The organism is Sphingomonas sp. (assembly GCF_017745215.1).
Taxonomy (GTDB): domain Bacteria; phylum Pseudomonadota; class Alphaproteobacteria; order Sphingomonadales; family Sphingomonadaceae; genus Sphingomonas.
Genome location: NZ_JAGHZV010000008.1, coordinates 199198 through 213486 on the forward strand (window position 1 = coordinate 199198; position 14289 = coordinate 213486).

Sequence of the window (14289 nt, forward strand, 5' to 3'; positions counted from 1 at the left end):
CTTGCTCTTTCTTCGTTTCGTTGACGCATCCGCTATTGAGAGTCGTTCTCAAAGTCAACGCTAATGCGAGTTGCTCGCAACTTTGTCGCGGAATGTCGCAAGGAGCTGCGCACGCGTGCAACGGAATCGGCCGGGGTTGTCGAGGCGATTCAGCCCCGGGCGCTGGCCTCGGCGCGCGCCATCAGCCAGCTGCGAAGCGCGCTGGCGAGGTTGGGGGGATCAGCCGCCTGGATGCGCGCATGGTCGATCGCGGCGATCAGCGCGTTGAGCGGCAGCGAGCGCTCGCCTGCCGCCGCTTCGAGCGCTTCCCAGAAGACAGGCTCGAGGCTGATCGAGGTCGCATGGCCGGCGATCGTCGCCGATCGCTTGACGGGCCCGACGAACCCGCCCGGCGGCGGATCGACGGTCATTCCGCGTCGAACAGCCCGGCAAGCTGCTCGATCATCGTGCCGGCGAGCTGCTCGGCATCCATGATCGTCACCGCGCGCTGGTAATAGCGCGTCACGTCATGGCCGATGCCGATCGCGACGAGCTCGACCGGCGAACGGCCCTCGATCCAGCCGATCACCTGGCGCAGGTGCCGCTCGAGGTAGCTGCCCGAATTGACCGACAGCGTCGAATCGTCGACCGGTGCGCCGTCCGAGATCACCATCAGGATCTTGCGCTCCTCGGGTCGCGCGATGATCCGCTCATGCGCCCAGAGCAGCGCCTCGCCGTCGATATTCTCCTTGAGCAGCCCCTCGCGCATCATCAGCCCGAGCGAGCGCTTGGCGCGGCGCCACGGCTCGTCGGCCTGTTTGTAGACGATGTGGCGGATGTCGTTGAGCCGGCCGGGCTGCGGCGGGCGGCCGTCGGCGAGCCATTTCTCGCGCGACTGGCCGCCCTTCCAGGCGCGGGTGGTGAAACCGAGGATCTCGGTCTTCACCCCGCAGCGCTCGAGCGTGCGCGCGAGGATGTCGGCGCTGATCGCCGCGATCGAGATCGGGCGGCCGCGCATCGATCCCGAATTGTCGATGAGCAGCGTCACCACCGTGTCGCGGAAATCGGTGTCGCGCTCGATCTTGTAGCTGAGCGACAGCATCGGATTGACCACGATCCGCGCGAGCCGCGCGGCGTCGAGGATGCCTTCCTCCTGGTCGAAGTCCCAGCTGCGGTTCTGTTGCGCCATCAGCCGGCGCTGGAGCCGGTTGGCGAGCTTGGTCACGACGCCCTGGAGATGCGCGAGTTGCTGGTCGAGATAGGAGCGGAGGCGATCGAGCTCCTCGGCGTCGCAGAGGTCGGTGGCCAGCACGACCTCGTCGAACTGGCGCGTGTAGGGCTTGTACTCGAACTGCGGCGGCAAGTCGCTCCACGGGCGGTTGGGGCGCGTGGGCAGCATGCCCTCGTCGCCTTCGTCGCCGGGCTCGCCGTCGCCGTCCTCCATCGCGTCGGAGCGTTCCTGCTCGCCCTGCTCCGCCTCGCCGTCCTCACGCTGCTCGCCGCGCGCCTCGGTCTGGCCCTCGCCGCTGTCCGACTGGCTCTCGCCCTCCTCCTCGCCGGGCTCGTCCTGCTCGTCGGCGCCTTCGTCCTCGCCGCCGTCGTCGTCGCTCTCGTCGGGGATCATCTCGCCCTCGGTGAGCTCGAGATCCTGGAGCAGCTTGGTGGCGAGGCCCTGGAAGGCAGCCTGGTCGTCGATCGCGAGCGCGAGCGCGTCGAGGTCGCCGCCCGCCTTCTCCTCGATCCAGTCGGCGACGAGCGCGAGGCCGAGCGCCGCGCTGGACGGCGCGGGCCGGCCGGTCAGCCGCTCGCGCACCATCAGCGCGATCGCGGTGGAGAGCGGTACTTCGTCGCGATTGCGCGCGCGCGCGATCGGGTCCGAGCGGAGCTTCAGCTCGAGCGCATGGTCGAGGTTGGCGGCGATGCCGGCATAGCCCTTCGACCCTAGCGCCTCGACCCGCGCGCCCTCGACCGAGTCGAACACCGCGCGCGCGACCGGCTCCTTGGGCGCGCCGCGGGCGTGGAGCCCGGCGTCGTGGTGGCGCATGCGCAGCGCGAAGCCGTCGGCGAAGCCGCGCGCCTCGGCGACCTGCTCGGGCGGCAGCGCGCGGCTGGGCATCGGCACCTTGATGCTCTTGCCGCTCTGGTGCGGCGCATCGGCGGTGAACGCCAGTTCGGCCTCGGCGACGCCGCTCAGCGCGCGCGCGGTTCCGCCGAGCACGTTGCGCAAGCGTTCGAGGGGAGAGTCGGTGGCCATGCCCGCCTATTGGGGACCGTGGGCTGCAAGATCAACTCGGTTCGTGGGGGGAAGAGAGCAAGGCGACAGGGCTATTCCAGTTCGTCACCCCGGCCCTGTGCCGGGGCCCACCCAGTCGCGCGGACTGCCATGGGGCCTCCTGTCCAGCCCTCGCCTCCCCGTGGGCCCCGGCACAAGGCCGGGGTGACGGTTGGGATTGGAGACACCGTCGCAACTTAGGCCTTGCTTAACGCGCTCGTGGCAAAAGCGCGGCATCCGCCACGACTGCGCCGAGCTGACCATGGCCGTCCTGCTGATCCAGCATCCTGTCCGCTTCCCCGTCGCCGCGGTGCGCCGCGCGCTGACCCGCTATTACCCTTCGCTCGCCTGGCGCGCCGGCGACGAGGACCATGGCGGCAACGACGATGTCGCGAGCTTCCTGAGGCCCCACACGATCCTCGGCCGCGGTGCGAACGACATGGTGATGCTCTGCGTCACGCTGCACGAGGCGCCCTATCGCCCCGCCAACGGCCACCAGCCGCCCGCGCACGCGATGCATCTCACGATCAGCCGCCCCTCGCTCGACGACGAGAATGACGCGCGCGGGATCGCGCTGATCGCCGCCACCGCGATCGCGGTCGAGGAAGACGAGCGCGCCTGGCTGCAGCTGGCACCCGGCGAGACCTGGCTCGACCCCACCGACATGCGCTCGCTCGCCAAGATGCTCGAAGGCGATCCGGCGCTGCGCCAGCGCGGCCAGGTCGGACGGCCCGAGGCATTGGACGGCGGCGAGGCACCCGTGCCTGCGCCCGCCCCCGCTCCGGAGGCCGAGCAGCCGCCCGTCGAGGCGAAGGCGCCCGCCAGCCGGCTCGGCAGCTTCACCCTGCTCCACGACGGCAATCTGTTCATCGACTGGGACAAGATCGAGCAGGCGATGAACGCGATCGATCCGGGCGGAAACTGGTCGGGCGTGGTGATCCCGCAGGGGATGGGCTTCTGCCAGGGCCGCGCCAAGATCATGCTGATCGCCTCGCCGATCCCCTGCGAGCCCCAGGCGATCGCCAATTGCTACCAGCGCAGCCATTGGTTCGCCGAGGCCGACAAGGCGCGCGTGGCGCGGCACCGCGGCTATGTCACCGTGCTGGTCGATGCGCCCGACGACTATCAGGCGCGGGCGCAGACCGCCAAGGCGGCGACCATCCTCGTCGGCATCATCGCGCTGCTGCCCCAGGTCGCGGCGGTGATGAACGACATGGTCTCGACGATCTTCTCGCCCGAGAGGACCAAGCAGCTCGTCTCGATCCTCCATCACGACGAAGTGCCGATCCAGCTGTGGACCTGGGTGGCGCCCAATTCGCTCAGCGACGGCGACGTCTCGCTGACCACCGGCGGGCTCGAGCCGTTCCTCGGCTATGAGGTCGAGGTGTGGAACGCGCCGCACCCGCTCGCGCTGGTCGATGCGCGCGTGGTCGAGCTGCTGCGCTACCTGCTGATCAATGGCCCGGTGATCGCGCATGGCGACACGATCGGGACGAGCGAGGAAGACCAGTCGATCCGCTGCTTCTTCGGCCCCAGCCGGGCCGATCGCACGACGCCGGTGAAGGCGATGTTCGTCGAGTTCGACATCGACCGGCCCGACCGGCCGCGCAAGGATATGCCCCTGCCCCCGACGCTGCGCCCCGATGCGCCCGCCGGCGCTTCGCCGCCGACGCCCGCGCGGCCCGGCGGTGCACCGCTGCCCGCGCGCCGGCCGGCGACCTTCGGCCGCAAGGGACTCTAGCGGGCAGCGGTCCCGAGAGGGGCGATTCCAGCACGACCGACGCCCGCGGCAAGTTCGCCCGTGGGTTCGCGCGCGCGCCGATGGCACAGAATGTGTCAAAAACTCCTTGACACTTTTTGTGCCATGACTAAACGGCCCTCATCCGCCCCAAGGCCGGTCTTCGCCCGCAAATCAATGATTTGCGGAACGGCGTCGCTCGTCCCGGGCTCAAAAGGGAGACGAACCATGAAACGACTGACCACTGTTCTCGCGTGCCTGGCCTCGAGCCTCGCCCTTGCCCCCTCGGCCAAGGCGGCGACCACCCTCTACGGCGACCATATCGAGGCGAGCTGGGCGCTGCCCACGCCGACCACGCCGTTCGCCGGCTTCCATTTCCAGAACGGCGCGTCGCGCTATTCCTTCTACGCCGGCGCGGGTGCCGAGGCGGTGGGCGCGCTGAACTCGATCGCCGGCATCGTGATCGATTTCACGAAGAACGGGCTCAACATCACCTTCACCAACCCCGGCTCGCTCTCGGTCAACAGCTTCAACGGCCTGGTCTTCCGCCAGCTCGACGGCGACAGCTTCGCGGCGATCGCCTCGGTCACCGGGCTCGCCGGCGACCGCGTCACCAGCACGGGCGACAAGCTGACGGTCAACCTCAGCGGCATCAAGCCGACCGCGGGGCAGACCTATTCGATCCAGTTCCAGGGCGCGGTGCCCGAGCCGGCGACCTGGGCGATGATGCTCCTGGGTTTCGGCGGGGTCGGCCTGGCGATGCGGCGCCGCCGCGTCGCGACGCCGGCGCTCGTGCACGCCTGACGGCGATCGACGTGACGGCCCCAACGCCCGGCCCGTCACGTGGGCAGCGCGCCAAGCCCCCGGCGCGCTGCCCCTCGCCGCCTCGCTCCGGTTGCCAGCCCCGGCCCGCCGCCTATGCTGCGCGGACGAGGAGGCGGGGCAATGAGACGATATGACTGGGCCGGCTTCGGCCGGATGACTCACGGCGAATATCGCGCCAATCTCAATGGGCTGGGCATCTTCTTCGGCGCGGTGCTGGGCTTCGTGATGGCCGGCACCGAGACGCTGGCGCCGCTCGACTATGCGCTGACGCTGTCGATGTCCGCGGCCGCCGTGATCTGCATCCTCTACATCAGCGCGAGCCCGCGGCGGATCGCCTACACGCTTGTCGCGATCTTCGTCATCGCGATGCTGCCGACGGCGCTGCACCAGCTGCTCAGCAAGGGCGCGCAGATCCCGCCCAACCTCCAGCCGACGCTCGCGGTGTGGCTGGGGATCACCGTGCTGGTCGAATTCGCGCCGCGGGAGCGGCCCGCCGCCGGCGAACCGGCGGAGGCGGCCGACGGAGATTAGGCCTTGGAGACCACGCTCTCGGGCAGGTCCTTGCCGAACACGCGCTGATAATATTCGGCGACCTGCGCGCGCTCGGCCTCGTCGCACTTGTTGAGGAACGAGAGGCGGAAGGCGAAGCCGACGTCCTTGAAGATCTCGGTGTTCTGCGCCCAGGTGATCACCGTGCGCGGGCTCATCACCGTCGAGATGTCGCCGTTGATGAAGCCCTTGCGGGTGAGATCGGCGACGCGGACCATGTTCTCGACGATCTCCTTGCCGCCGGGATGGTCGTACTCGCCCGACTTGGCGAGGACGATCTGCGCCTCGACCGCGGCGGGGAGGTAGTTGAGCGTCACCACGATGTTCCAGCGGTCCATCTGGCCCTGGTTGATCTGCTGGGTGCCGTGATAGAGGCCGCTGGTGTCGCCCAGGCCGACGGTGTTGGCGGTGGCGAACAGGCGGAACCAGGGGTTCGGGCGGATCACGCGGTTCTGGTCGAGCAGCGTCAGCTTGCCCTCGGTCTCGAGCACGCGCTGGATCACGAACATCACGTCGGGGCGGCCGGCGTCATATTCGTCGAAGACGAGCGCGGTCGGCGTCTGCAGCGCCCAGGGGAGCAGGCCCTCGCGGAATTCGGTGACCTGCTGGCCGTCCCTGAGCACGATCGCGTCGCGGCCGATCAGGTCGATGCGGCTGATGTGCGCGTCGAGGTTGATGCGGATGCACGGCCAGTTGAGCCGCGCCGCCACCTGCTCGATGTGCGTCGACTTGCCGGTGCCGTGATAGCCCTGGATCATCACGCGCCGGTTGTGCGCGAAGCCGGCGAGGATCGCGAGCGTGGTGTCCGGATCGAAGACATAGGCCGGATCGAGATCGGGCACGCGCTCGTCGGCCTCGCTGAACGCGGGGACTTCCATGTCGCTGTCGATGCCGAACAGGTCGCGCACCTTCACCGCGCGGTCGGGCGCGTCGAGGATCGTGGTTTCCCGGCTGTCGGGCTGGGTGTTGGGAATGTCGGTCATGTCTTGAGTCCTGATCTCAAGGTGCGACTAGAGGCTTGTGTGCGCTGCCGCAACGCCAAAGGCTTTCCCTCCACCCGGATTCATGAGACGATGACGTCATGACGCCGCAAGGCGCGGATATGCACGAATCGGGGGATGACGATGCGTAGAGCGGTTGTTCTGGCGGGGCTATGCCTGATGCTGGGGGGGTGTCCTGCCCCCCGCGATATCACCAACAACAGCATCCAGCCGCTGCCCACCACCACGCCGACGCCGATCCCGTGGCTGTCGCTCGACCCGGTTTGCACCGGCTCGATCACCCGCGCCGAATGGCTGGTGTGCGACAATCCGCAGCTCAACGCGCTCCACCGCCGCCTCGCGCAGCAATGGGCGACCGCGCGCCAATATGCTTCGGACGAGAAGTACGGCGTGCTCGAGGACCAGCTCTATGCGCTGCTGAGCGAGCGGGACCAATGCCAGGATGTACTGTGCGTCGCGACCGCCTATCGCCGCTATCTCGACGGTCCGCCGCCGGTGGTGCGGCCGACGCCGAACAAGCCGAAGCCCAAGCCGGGCAAGCCGCCCAAGCACGGCCATTGGAAGCCGCGGCCGGGCGGCCCGAGCGGACCCGGCTGGCCGCCGCCGGGCCGCGACGGCGACGGGCCGAGCTGCGTCGCGACCGCGGGATCGCAGGAAGCGCTGCGGCTGGCGCGGCAATGCGCGCGGGTGAACCCGAGCAACGGTTGGGGCTGCTCGCCGCAGCGCAGCTGCGGGTCCTTGAAGCGCAACGTGGTGAAGGGCTGCAACGAGACCTACCGCAAGCCCGAGTTCTGCCCGAAGATCTGAGGGATTGCCTTCGGGCGCCCCCTCTCGATCGTCATCCCGGCGAAAGCCGGGACCCAAGGTTACGAAGGACGTCGCCCGCGGCCCCGGGTCCCGGCTTTCGCCGGGATGACGGTGGTCGGATCACCCCATCTTCGGGGGCAGCACGAAGAAGCTCGGGAAGCGCTCGGCCAGCGTGCGGTCGCCGGTGATCGCCAGCGCCCCCGCCGCTTCGGCATCGGCCAGCGGCCGGCCCCCGTACACCACCGAGGCCAGCGTCATCGGATCGGTCTCGACCAGCAGCGCGACATCCTCCGGCTCGCCGCGGCGGACCGAGAAGCGGCCATGGTCGAGGTGCGCCACGAACCGGTCCTCGCCGAAACGGAAGCCGACCCGCGCGTCGACGTCGGCGCTGCGCTCGGCGGAGATCATCGTGCGGAACGACATCATGATCGACACCGCCGACAGCGGCAGCGTGGGATCGTGGAGCACGCTCTTCGCCGCCCAGCGGCCGAGCTCCATGATCGCGGTCTCGGCGTCATAGCCCCAGGCCGTCAGCTCATAGACCTGGACCGACGCGGGCGGCGCGAGCCTGCGGCGCACGAGCACGCCCGCGGCCTCGAGCCCGTCGAGCCGCTGGGTGAGGATGTTGGCGCTGATTCCGCCCAGGCTCGCCTTCAGCTCGCCGAACCGACGCGCGCCGTACATGAGCTCGCGAACGATCAGCAGCGACCAGCGTTCTCCCACCAGCTCGAGCGCAAGCGCGGTCCCGCACGCATCGTCGTACCAGCGCTTGCCGAGAGCGGGTTTGCTAGTCACTTTTTCTAACTCCACAGTTGCTTTCGATAACTCGGAAGTCCATCAGGATCAAGCAAGCGATTCGCGGGTGCCGCAAAGCCCCGCTTTGCACGCAGGAGAGACACCATGGCCGATTCAATCGCGCTGCCTTCGTCCGAGGAACTCGCCCGGCGGAACGAGGTTCGCTGGGCCGGCGAGAGCGCCGACTATCGCACGGCACGGACCGCGCTGCTCGCCGAAGAGATCGAACTCCGCCGCCAGATCGAGCGCGTCGCCGAGCAGCGCCGCGCGCTGCCGCCCGGCCCCGAGGTCCGCGGCGACTATCGCTTCGAGAGCCCCGACGGCGCCGTGACGCTCGCCGAGCTGTTCGGCGACAAGCAGACCCTGGCGGTCTACGTCTACATGTTCGGCCCGCAGCGCGCACGGCCCTGCCCGATGTGCACCTCGCTGCTCTCGGCCTGGGACGGCGAGACGCCCGACATCCAGCAGCGCATCGCCTTCGCGGTGGTCGCGCGCTCGCCGATCGGGCGGCTCACCGCCTTCGCGCACGAGCGCGGCTGGCAGCACCTCCCGCTCCATTCCGACAGCCAGGGCGACTTCAGCCGCGACTTCCACGCCTATGACGAGGACGGCAACGACATCCCCCAGTTCCTCGTCTTCACGCGGCGCGACGGGACGATCCGGCTGTTCTGGGCGGGCGAGATGGGCGGCGAAACCGCCGATCCGGGCCAGGATCCGCGCGGCGCGCCCGATCTGATGCCCCTTTGGACGATTCTCGACTCGACTCCGGAAGGGCGCGGCGCCGATTGGTATCCCTCGCTCGACTACGGCCCCAAGATTCCCGCGACCACAGGAGAGTGACCATGCCCCAGATGATCTTCGTCAACCTGCCCGTCGCCGACGTCGCCAAGGCGACCGCCTTCTACGAGGCGATCGGCTGCACCAAGGATCCGCGCTTCAGCAACGAGATGGCCTCGTCGATGCAGCTCTCGGACACGATCGTGTTCATGCTGCTCGGCCACGAGTTCTTCCAGAGCTTCACGCCGAAGCGGATCGCGAATGCGCACGAAGTCAGCGAGGCGCTGATCTGCATCTCGCGCGACAGCCGCGAGGCCGTCGACGCGATCGTCGACCAGGCGGTGGCGGCGGGCGGCAAGGCCGATGTCGGCCCCAAGCAGGACATGGGCTTCATGTACGGCCGCACGTTCGAGGACCTCGACGGGCATATCTTCGAGCCGATGTTCATGGACGTCGAGGCCGCGATGCAGGCGTTCGGCGAGGGCGCCCACGCCTGACCCCATCCCCCGCGACAGGAGACCGGCCATGCAGAAGATCACTCCCGTCCTCTGGTTCGACATGAAGGCCGAGGAAGCCGCCGAATTCTACACGAGCCTGCTGCCCGACAGCCATGTCGACCGGGTCGTCCCCGCGCCTTCGGACAATCCGAGCGGGAAGAAGGGCTATCCGATGCTCGTCGAGTTCACGCTGATGGGCACCAAATATGCAGGGCTCAACGGCGGGCCCTATTTCACGCCGAACGAGGCGGTCTCGTTCCAGATCCTCACCGAGGACCAGGCCGAGACCGACAGGCTGTGGAACGCGATCCTGGCGAAGGGCGGCTCCGAGGGGCCGTGCGGCTGGATCAAGGACCCCTGGGGCTTCTCGTGGCAGATCACGCCGCGCCGGCTGATCGAGCTCACGCTCGAAGGCGGCGAGCGCGGCGAGCGGGCGGCCAAGGCGATGCTCGAGATGAGAAAGATCGACATCGCCGCGCTGGAGGCGGCCGCCGACGCCGAGCCGGCCGATGCCTGAACGAACAGCGTTGCATCAAGGAGAGGGACGATGAGCTACGTCGATGGATGGGTCGTGCCCGTGCCGCATGACAAGCGCGAGGCCTATCGCGAAATGGCGGTGAAGGGCGCCGAGGTGTTCAAGGACCACGGCGCGACGCATATCGTCGAATGCTGGGGCAACGACTTGCCCCGCGGCAAGACCACCGATTTCTTCATGGCGGTGAAGGCCGAGGAGAATGAGAACGTCGTCTTCTCGTGGATCGTCTGGCCTTCGAAGGAATCGCGCGACGCGGGCTGGGCCAAGGTGATGCAGGACGAGCGGATGAAGCCCGAGGACGGCATGCCGTTCGACGGCAAGCGGATGTTCTGGGGCGGGTTCGAAGTCATCCTCGACAGCAACGACTGAGCCGCGACCCAGGGAGGGAGAGAGACGATGAGCAACCGGCATGGCACGCCGATCTGGTACGAGCTGTTCGCCACGAGCGGCGAGGACGCGGGAGCTTTCTACGGCAAGGTCGTCGGCTGGCGCGTCGAGCAATCGGCGACGCCCGGAGTCGACTATCGCATGCTGATGACGGGCGATCGCGGCACCGGCGGCATCCTGCAGCTGACCGACGACATGACCGCCGCGGGGGCACGCCCGGCGTGGTTCGGCTATATCGGCGTCGACGACGTCGATGCCGCCGCGGAGAAGGTCAAGGCGCTGGGCGGCGAGGTGCACGTGCCGCCCACCGACATCCCGGGCGTCGGCCGCTTCGCCTTCTGCGTCGATCCGCAGGGCGTGATGTTCTACGTGATGCGCGGGTCCAGCGACCAGAACAGCCAGGCCTATGACCGCGGCCTGGTCGGCGCCTGCGGCTGGAACGAGCTCTACGCCGCCGATCCCGCCGCGGCCTTCGACTTCTACGGCCAGATGTTCGGCTGGGAGAAGGTGGGCGAGATGGACATGGGGCCGATGGGCACCTACGACTTCATCGGCCACGCCGGGGACCAGATCGGCGCGATCATGCGCAACCCGCCGCAGAGCCCGATGCCGCACTGGAACTATTATTTCCGTGTCGAGAGCATCGATGCAGCCAGGGCGGTGGTCGAGGCCGAGGGCGGCACGATCGCGATGGGCCCGCACCAGGTGCCGACGGGGGACTATGTCATCGGCGGGTTCGATCCGCAGGGAGCGAACTTCTGCCTGGTGGGAGGCAAGTGATGCACGAAGACGGTCATGAGCTCGCCGTCGAGCGGCTGATGGACGTACCGCGCGAAGCGGTATGGCGGGCTTATACCCAGCACCTCCCCGAATGGTTCTGCCCCAGGCCCTGGACCACCGAAATCGTCGAGGTCGACCTGCGCCCCGGCGGCCGCTCGGCGCTGATCCTGCGGGGTCCCAACGGCGAGGGCGGCGACGTGCTCGAGGGCGTCTATCTCGACGTGGTGCCGGGCGAGAAAGTGGTGTTCACCGATGCCTTTTCGGTGGGCTGGGTGCCCAAGAAGCCGTTCATGCTCGGCTTCTTCACCTTCGCCGACGCCGGCGACGGCAAGACCCTCTACCGCGCGGGCGCGCGGCACTGGGACGCGGAGACGAAAGCCCAGCACGAAACGATGGGCTTCATGGACGGCTGGGCGAAGGTGGCCGAGCAGTTGGAGGAGGTGGCAAAGGGATTGGCGGCACCCGGGCGGGACTGACTCCAAATCCTCCCTTGGACGGGAGGATTTGAAGAAGTCAGAACACCGGCAGATTCGGATCGTTGTCGTCGACGATCGGCGTGTGGATGCCGCACTCGGTCTTTTCCCAGCCGCGCCAGCGACCCGCGCGCGGGTCCTCGCCGGGCTTGACCATGCTGGTGCACGGCGAGCAGCCGATCGAGAGATAGCCTTGGGCTTCCAGGGGGTGCCGCGGCAGGTCGTAGCGGGCGAAATAGGCGTCGAGGTCGTCCTTGGTCCAATTGGCCAGCGGATTGACCTTCAGCCGCCCGAGCGCGTCCGAATTGTCGATCTCGAAGCGCGGCAGCGCCTGGCGCGTGTTCGCCTGGAACGCCTTGCGGCCGGTGATGCTCGCATCGAAATGGCGCATCGCCTTCTCAAGCGGGATCACCTTGCGGATCTCGCAGCAGCCGTCGGGATCGTAGGACCAGCGCAGCTCGGTCGCGTCGCGCTTCGCCAGCGCCTCGGGATCGGGGGTGAGGTTGCGGAAGTCCCTGAGGCCGAGCCGGCCCACCAGCTGGTCGCGATAGGCCAGCGTTTCGGGGAAATGCTTGCCGGTTTCGAGGAAGAGCACCGGCACCGACGGATCGACGCTCGCGACGAGATGGAGCAGCACCGCGGACTCCGCCCCGAACGACGAGACGAGCGCGACGTCGCCGAGCATGTGCTCGCCGAGCAAGGTGCGCAGCATCTCCTGCGTGTCGATGCCGCGGAACAGCTGGTTGAGCCGCAGCGCCTCGGCAGCGGTGAAGCGCGGATCGATGTCGAGCCGATCGACCTCGCGGTCGAGCCGGGCAGTGGTCTTAGCCATGGCGGAGTTTCCACACGGGCACGGCCGCGTCGGCGGCGCCCTGGTAATGATGCTCGTAGCGCGCTAGGCTCGCGGCGAGCACGGCCTCGTCGACGGGCGCCTCGGGCGCGAAGCTGTCGAAGCCGCAGCGGCGCATCAGCGGGATCTGGTCGACGAGCACGTCGCCCTGCGCACGCAGCTCGCCGGCATAGCCCGCCTCGCGCAGGATCCGCGCAGTCGAATAGCCGCGGCCGTCGCGGAACTTGGGGAAGCTCACCTCGACCAGCGCGATGCGATCGAGATGCGGCAAGAGCAGCCGCGCATCCTCGCCGGACTCGATCCGCACGGCAGTCGCGTTCGACTGGCCGAGGAAGGCGTCGAGCGTCACCGCGGGCTCGTCGTGCACATCGTCGGTGCGGTAGCGCAGCTCAGCCATAGATCGCTTCCTTGAACGGAGCCATGCCGATGCGGCGATAGGTGTCGAGGAAGCGTTCCCCGTCCTCGCGCTCGCGCAGGTACACGTCGGTGGCCTTCTCGACCGCGTCGACGATCCCGTCCTCGGAGAAGCCGGGGCCGGTGATCGTGCCGAGGCTGACGTCCTCCGCGCCCGAGCCGCCGAGGAGGAGCTGGTAATTCTCCGTCCCCTTCCGGTCGACGCCGAGGATGCCGATGTGGCCGGCGTGGTGATGGCCGCAGGCATTGATGCAGCCGCTGATCTTGAGCTTCAGTTCGCCCAGTTCGCGCTGGCGGCCGATGTCGGCGAAGCGCGTCGCGATCTTCTGCGCGACCGGGATCGAGCGGGCGTTCGCGAGGCTGCAATAGTCGAGCCCCGGGCAGGCGATGATATCGCTGATCAGGTCGAGATTGGGCTCGGCGAGCCCGGCTTCGACCAGCGCCTGCCAGAGCGCGGGGAGATCGGCCTTGCGGACGTGCGGCAGGACGATGTTCTGGGCGTGCGTGACGCGCAGCTCGTCGAAGCTGTAGCGTTCGGCAAGGTCGGCCATCACGTCGATCTGGTCGGCGGTCGCGTCGCCGGGGATCCCGCCGACGGGCTTGAGGCTGATCGTGACGATCGCATAGCCCGGCCGCTTGTGCGCGGCGACATTCTGGTCGAGCCAGACCGCGAAATCAGGGTCGCTACGGTCGATCGCATCGCTCGCCGCCGGGTCGAAGGCGGGTGGGGCGAAATAGGCGGCGATGCGGTCCAGCTCGGCCTGGGGCGGGTCGATGCCCAGCTTCTTGACCTCGGCGAACTCGGCCTCGACCTCGTCGCGGTACTGGTCGGCGCCGATCTCATGGACGAGGATCTTGATCCGCGCCTTGTAGATATTGTCGCGCCGGCCGTAGCGATTGTAGACGCGCAGGCACGCCTCGAGGTAGCTCAGGAAATCGTCAAAGGGCACGAACTCCTTGATCAGCGGCGCGATCATCGGGGTGCGGCCCATGCCGCCGCCGACATAGACCGCGGCGCCCAGCTCGCCGGCTTCGCTCTCGACGATCTGGAGGCCGATGTCGTGCAGCCGCATCGCCGCGCGATCCTCGTCGGCGGCGATCACTGCGATCTTGAACTTGCGCGGCAGGTAGCTGAACTCGGGGTGGAAGGTGCTCCACTGACGCAGCAGCTCGGCCCAGGGGCGCGGATCGGCGACTTCGTCGGCGGCGGCGCCGGCGAACTGGTCCGAGCTGATGTTGCGGATGCAATTGCCGCTGGTCTGGATCGCATGCATCTCGACCGTCGCGAGATCGGCGAGGATGTCGGGCGCGTCCGCCAGCTTGATCCAGTTGTACTGGATGTTCTGGCGCGTGGTGAAGTGGCCGTAGCCGCGGTCGTACTTCCGCGCGATGTGGCCGAGCATGCGCATCTGGCGGCCGTCGAGCGTGCCATAGGGCACCGCGACGCGCAGCATATAGGCGTGGAGCTGCAGGTAGAGCCCGTTCATCAGCCGCAGCGGCTTGAACTGGTCCTCGGTGATCTGGCCCGCGAGGCGGCGCTGGACCTGGTCGCGGAATTCCTCGACGCGCGATGCGACGATGGAATGGTCGTATTCGTCGTATTTGTACAT

At 68.3% G+C, this 14289-nt stretch carries 17 protein-coding genes; 10 read left to right on the forward strand and 7 right to left on the reverse strand.

The window, feature by feature from the left end; genetic code table 11:
• Nucleotides 1–149: 149 nt before the first annotated feature.
• Both J7495_RS10535 and cobT read right to left on the reverse strand, forming a co-directional pair.
• Nucleotides 150–410, reverse strand: a complete 261-nt coding sequence (locus tag J7495_RS10535) for a ribbon-helix-helix domain-containing protein (protein WP_294056451.1) — start codon at nucleotides 408–410, stop codon at nucleotides 150–152.
• On the reverse strand, nucleotides 407–2233 hold the full coding sequence (cobT, locus tag J7495_RS10540; RefSeq protein ID WP_294056452.1) for a cobaltochelatase subunit CobT: 1827 nt from the start codon (nucleotides 2231–2233) through the stop codon (nucleotides 407–409). The genes J7495_RS10535 and cobT overlap by 4 nt, the downstream gene beginning before the upstream one ends.
• A gap of 280 nt (nucleotides 2234–2513) precedes the next feature.
• Between cobT and J7495_RS10545 the strand changes: the two genes are divergently transcribed.
• The 3 genes from J7495_RS10545 to J7495_RS10555 all read left to right on the forward strand — a co-directional run bounded on the left by J7495_RS10545 (nucleotide 2514) and on the right by J7495_RS10555 (nucleotide 5345).
• Complete coding sequence (locus J7495_RS10545) at nucleotides 2514–3992, forward strand: DUF4261 domain-containing protein (protein ID WP_294056453.1); 1479 nt, start codon at nucleotides 2514–2516, stop codon at nucleotides 3990–3992.
• Nucleotides 3993–4217: 225 nt separating this feature from the next.
• The gene (locus J7495_RS10550) at nucleotides 4218–4793 is read left to right on the forward strand and encodes a PEPxxWA-CTERM sorting domain-containing protein (RefSeq protein WP_294056454.1); all 576 of its coding nucleotides are present in this window, start codon (nucleotides 4218–4220) and stop codon (nucleotides 4791–4793) included.
• A gap of 141 nt (nucleotides 4794–4934) precedes the next feature.
• Nucleotides 4935–5345 carry a hypothetical protein gene (locus tag J7495_RS10555; protein ID WP_294056455.1) on the forward strand — a complete coding sequence of 137 codons (411 nt, stop codon included), beginning with the start codon at nucleotides 4935–4937 and terminating at the stop codon, nucleotides 5343–5345.
• On the opposite strand, the gene cobS is transcribed toward J7495_RS10555, so the two are convergent.
• A complete protein-coding gene (gene cobS, locus J7495_RS10560) occupies nucleotides 5342–6346 on the reverse strand; it encodes a cobaltochelatase subunit CobS (RefSeq protein WP_294056456.1) in 1005 nt (334 codons plus the stop codon). The two genes, J7495_RS10555 and cobS, sit on opposite strands and share 4 nt — an antisense overlap.
• A gap of 177 nt (nucleotides 6347–6523) precedes the next feature.
• Here cobS and J7495_RS10565 point away from each other — a divergent pair, with 177 nt between their 5' ends.
• Entirely contained in the window at nucleotides 6524–7171 is a 648-nt protein-coding gene (locus J7495_RS10565; RefSeq protein ID WP_294056457.1) for a hypothetical protein, read from the forward strand.
• Between the two features lie 120 nt (nucleotides 7172–7291).
• Here J7495_RS10565 and J7495_RS10570 read toward each other — a convergent pair whose 3' ends face one another.
• Nucleotides 7292–7966: a helix-turn-helix domain-containing protein gene (locus J7495_RS10570; RefSeq protein WP_294056458.1), complete on the reverse strand. Its 675-nt coding sequence runs from the start codon at nucleotides 7964–7966 to the stop codon at nucleotides 7292–7294.
• Nucleotides 7967–8071: 105 nt separating this feature from the next.
• Between J7495_RS10570 and J7495_RS10575 the strand changes: the two genes are divergently transcribed.
• The 6 genes from J7495_RS10575 to J7495_RS10600 are packed head-to-tail and all read left to right on the forward strand — an operon-like array spanning nucleotide 8072 to nucleotide 11418.
• On the forward strand, nucleotides 8072–8806 hold the full coding sequence (locus tag J7495_RS10575; RefSeq protein ID WP_294056459.1) for a DUF899 family protein: 735 nt from the start codon (nucleotides 8072–8074) through the stop codon (nucleotides 8804–8806).
• A gap of 2 nt (nucleotides 8807–8808) precedes the next feature.
• A complete protein-coding gene (locus J7495_RS10580; RefSeq protein ID WP_294056460.1) occupies nucleotides 8809–9240 on the forward strand; it encodes a VOC family protein in 432 nt (143 codons plus the stop codon).
• Nucleotides 9241–9268: 28 nt separating this feature from the next.
• Nucleotides 9269–9757: a VOC family protein gene (locus J7495_RS10585; RefSeq protein WP_294056461.1), complete on the forward strand. Its 489-nt coding sequence runs from the start codon at nucleotides 9269–9271 to the stop codon at nucleotides 9755–9757.
• 30 nt (nucleotides 9758–9787) lie between these two features.
• On the forward strand, nucleotides 9788–10144 hold the full coding sequence (locus J7495_RS10590; protein ID WP_294056462.1) for a DUF1428 domain-containing protein: 357 nt from the start codon (nucleotides 9788–9790) through the stop codon (nucleotides 10142–10144).
• A gap of 27 nt (nucleotides 10145–10171) precedes the next feature.
• Nucleotides 10172–10942 (forward strand): VOC family protein, encoded by a 771-nt coding sequence (locus J7495_RS10595; RefSeq protein WP_294056463.1) that lies wholly within the window; start codon nucleotides 10172–10174, stop codon nucleotides 10940–10942.
• Nucleotides 10942–11418 (forward strand): SRPBCC domain-containing protein, encoded by a 477-nt coding sequence (locus J7495_RS10600; RefSeq protein WP_294056464.1) that lies wholly within the window; start codon nucleotides 10942–10944, stop codon nucleotides 11416–11418. Before J7495_RS10595 ends, J7495_RS10600 begins: the two co-directional genes overlap by 1 nt.
• A gap of 37 nt (nucleotides 11419–11455) precedes the next feature.
• Here J7495_RS10600 and J7495_RS10605 read toward each other — a convergent pair whose 3' ends face one another.
• From J7495_RS10605 to J7495_RS10615, 3 genes are read right to left on the reverse strand one after another with little or no spacing between them, the layout of a single operon-like run.
• Nucleotides 11456–12247 (reverse strand): phosphoadenylyl-sulfate reductase, encoded by a 792-nt coding sequence (locus J7495_RS10605; RefSeq protein WP_294056465.1) that lies wholly within the window; start codon nucleotides 12245–12247, stop codon nucleotides 11456–11458.
• Nucleotides 12240–12662 carry a DUF934 domain-containing protein gene (locus J7495_RS10610; RefSeq protein ID WP_294056466.1) on the reverse strand — a complete coding sequence of 141 codons (423 nt, stop codon included), beginning with the start codon at nucleotides 12660–12662 and terminating at the stop codon, nucleotides 12240–12242. Before J7495_RS10610 ends, J7495_RS10605 begins: the two co-directional genes overlap by 8 nt.
• On the reverse strand, nucleotides 12655–14289 hold the full coding sequence (locus J7495_RS10615) for a nitrite/sulfite reductase (protein ID WP_294056467.1): 1635 nt from the start codon (nucleotides 14287–14289) through the stop codon (nucleotides 12655–12657). Before J7495_RS10615 ends, J7495_RS10610 begins: the two co-directional genes overlap by 8 nt.

Coding starts and splice junctions, on each gene's coding strand:
- J7495_RS10555 (WP_294056455.1), top strand. CDS start 4,935: ATGAGACGATATGACTGGGCCGGCTTCGGCCGGATGACTCACGGCGAA.
- J7495_RS10580 (WP_294056460.1), top strand. CDS start 8,809: ATGCCCCAGATGATCTTCGTCAACCTGCCCGTCGCCGACGTCGCCAAG.
- cobT (WP_294056452.1), bottom strand. CDS start 2,233: ATGGCCACCGACTCTCCCCTCGAACGCTTGCGCAACGTGCTCGGCGGA.
- J7495_RS10615 (WP_294056467.1), bottom strand. CDS start 14,289: ATGTACAAATACGACGAATACGACCATTCCATCGTCGCATCGCGCGTC.
- J7495_RS10565 (WP_294056457.1), top strand. CDS start 6,524: ATGCTGGGGGGGTGTCCTGCCCCCCGCGATATCACCAACAACAGCATC.
- J7495_RS10590 (WP_294056462.1), top strand. CDS start 9,788: ATGAGCTACGTCGATGGATGGGTCGTGCCCGTGCCGCATGACAAGCGC.
- J7495_RS10585 (WP_294056461.1), top strand. CDS start 9,269: ATGCAGAAGATCACTCCCGTCCTCTGGTTCGACATGAAGGCCGAGGAA.
- J7495_RS10595 (WP_294056463.1), top strand. CDS start 10,172: ATGAGCAACCGGCATGGCACGCCGATCTGGTACGAGCTGTTCGCCACG.
- J7495_RS10610 (WP_294056466.1), bottom strand. CDS start 12,662: ATGGCTGAGCTGCGCTACCGCACCGACGATGTGCACGACGAGCCCGCG.
- J7495_RS10605 (WP_294056465.1), bottom strand. CDS start 12,247: ATGGCTAAGACCACTGCCCGGCTCGACCGCGAGGTCGATCGGCTCGAC.
- J7495_RS10535 (WP_294056451.1), bottom strand. CDS start 410: ATGACCGTCGATCCGCCGCCGGGCGGGTTCGTCGGGCCCGTCAAGCGA.
- J7495_RS10545 (WP_294056453.1), top strand. CDS start 2,514: ATGGCCGTCCTGCTGATCCAGCATCCTGTCCGCTTCCCCGTCGCCGCG.
- J7495_RS10550 (WP_294056454.1), top strand. CDS start 4,218: ATGAAACGACTGACCACTGTTCTCGCGTGCCTGGCCTCGAGCCTCGCC.
- J7495_RS10600 (WP_294056464.1), top strand. CDS start 10,942: ATGCACGAAGACGGTCATGAGCTCGCCGTCGAGCGGCTGATGGACGTA.
- cobS (WP_294056456.1), bottom strand. CDS start 6,346: ATGACCGACATTCCCAACACCCAGCCCGACAGCCGGGAAACCACGATC.
- J7495_RS10575 (WP_294056459.1), top strand. CDS start 8,072: ATGGCCGATTCAATCGCGCTGCCTTCGTCCGAGGAACTCGCCCGGCGG.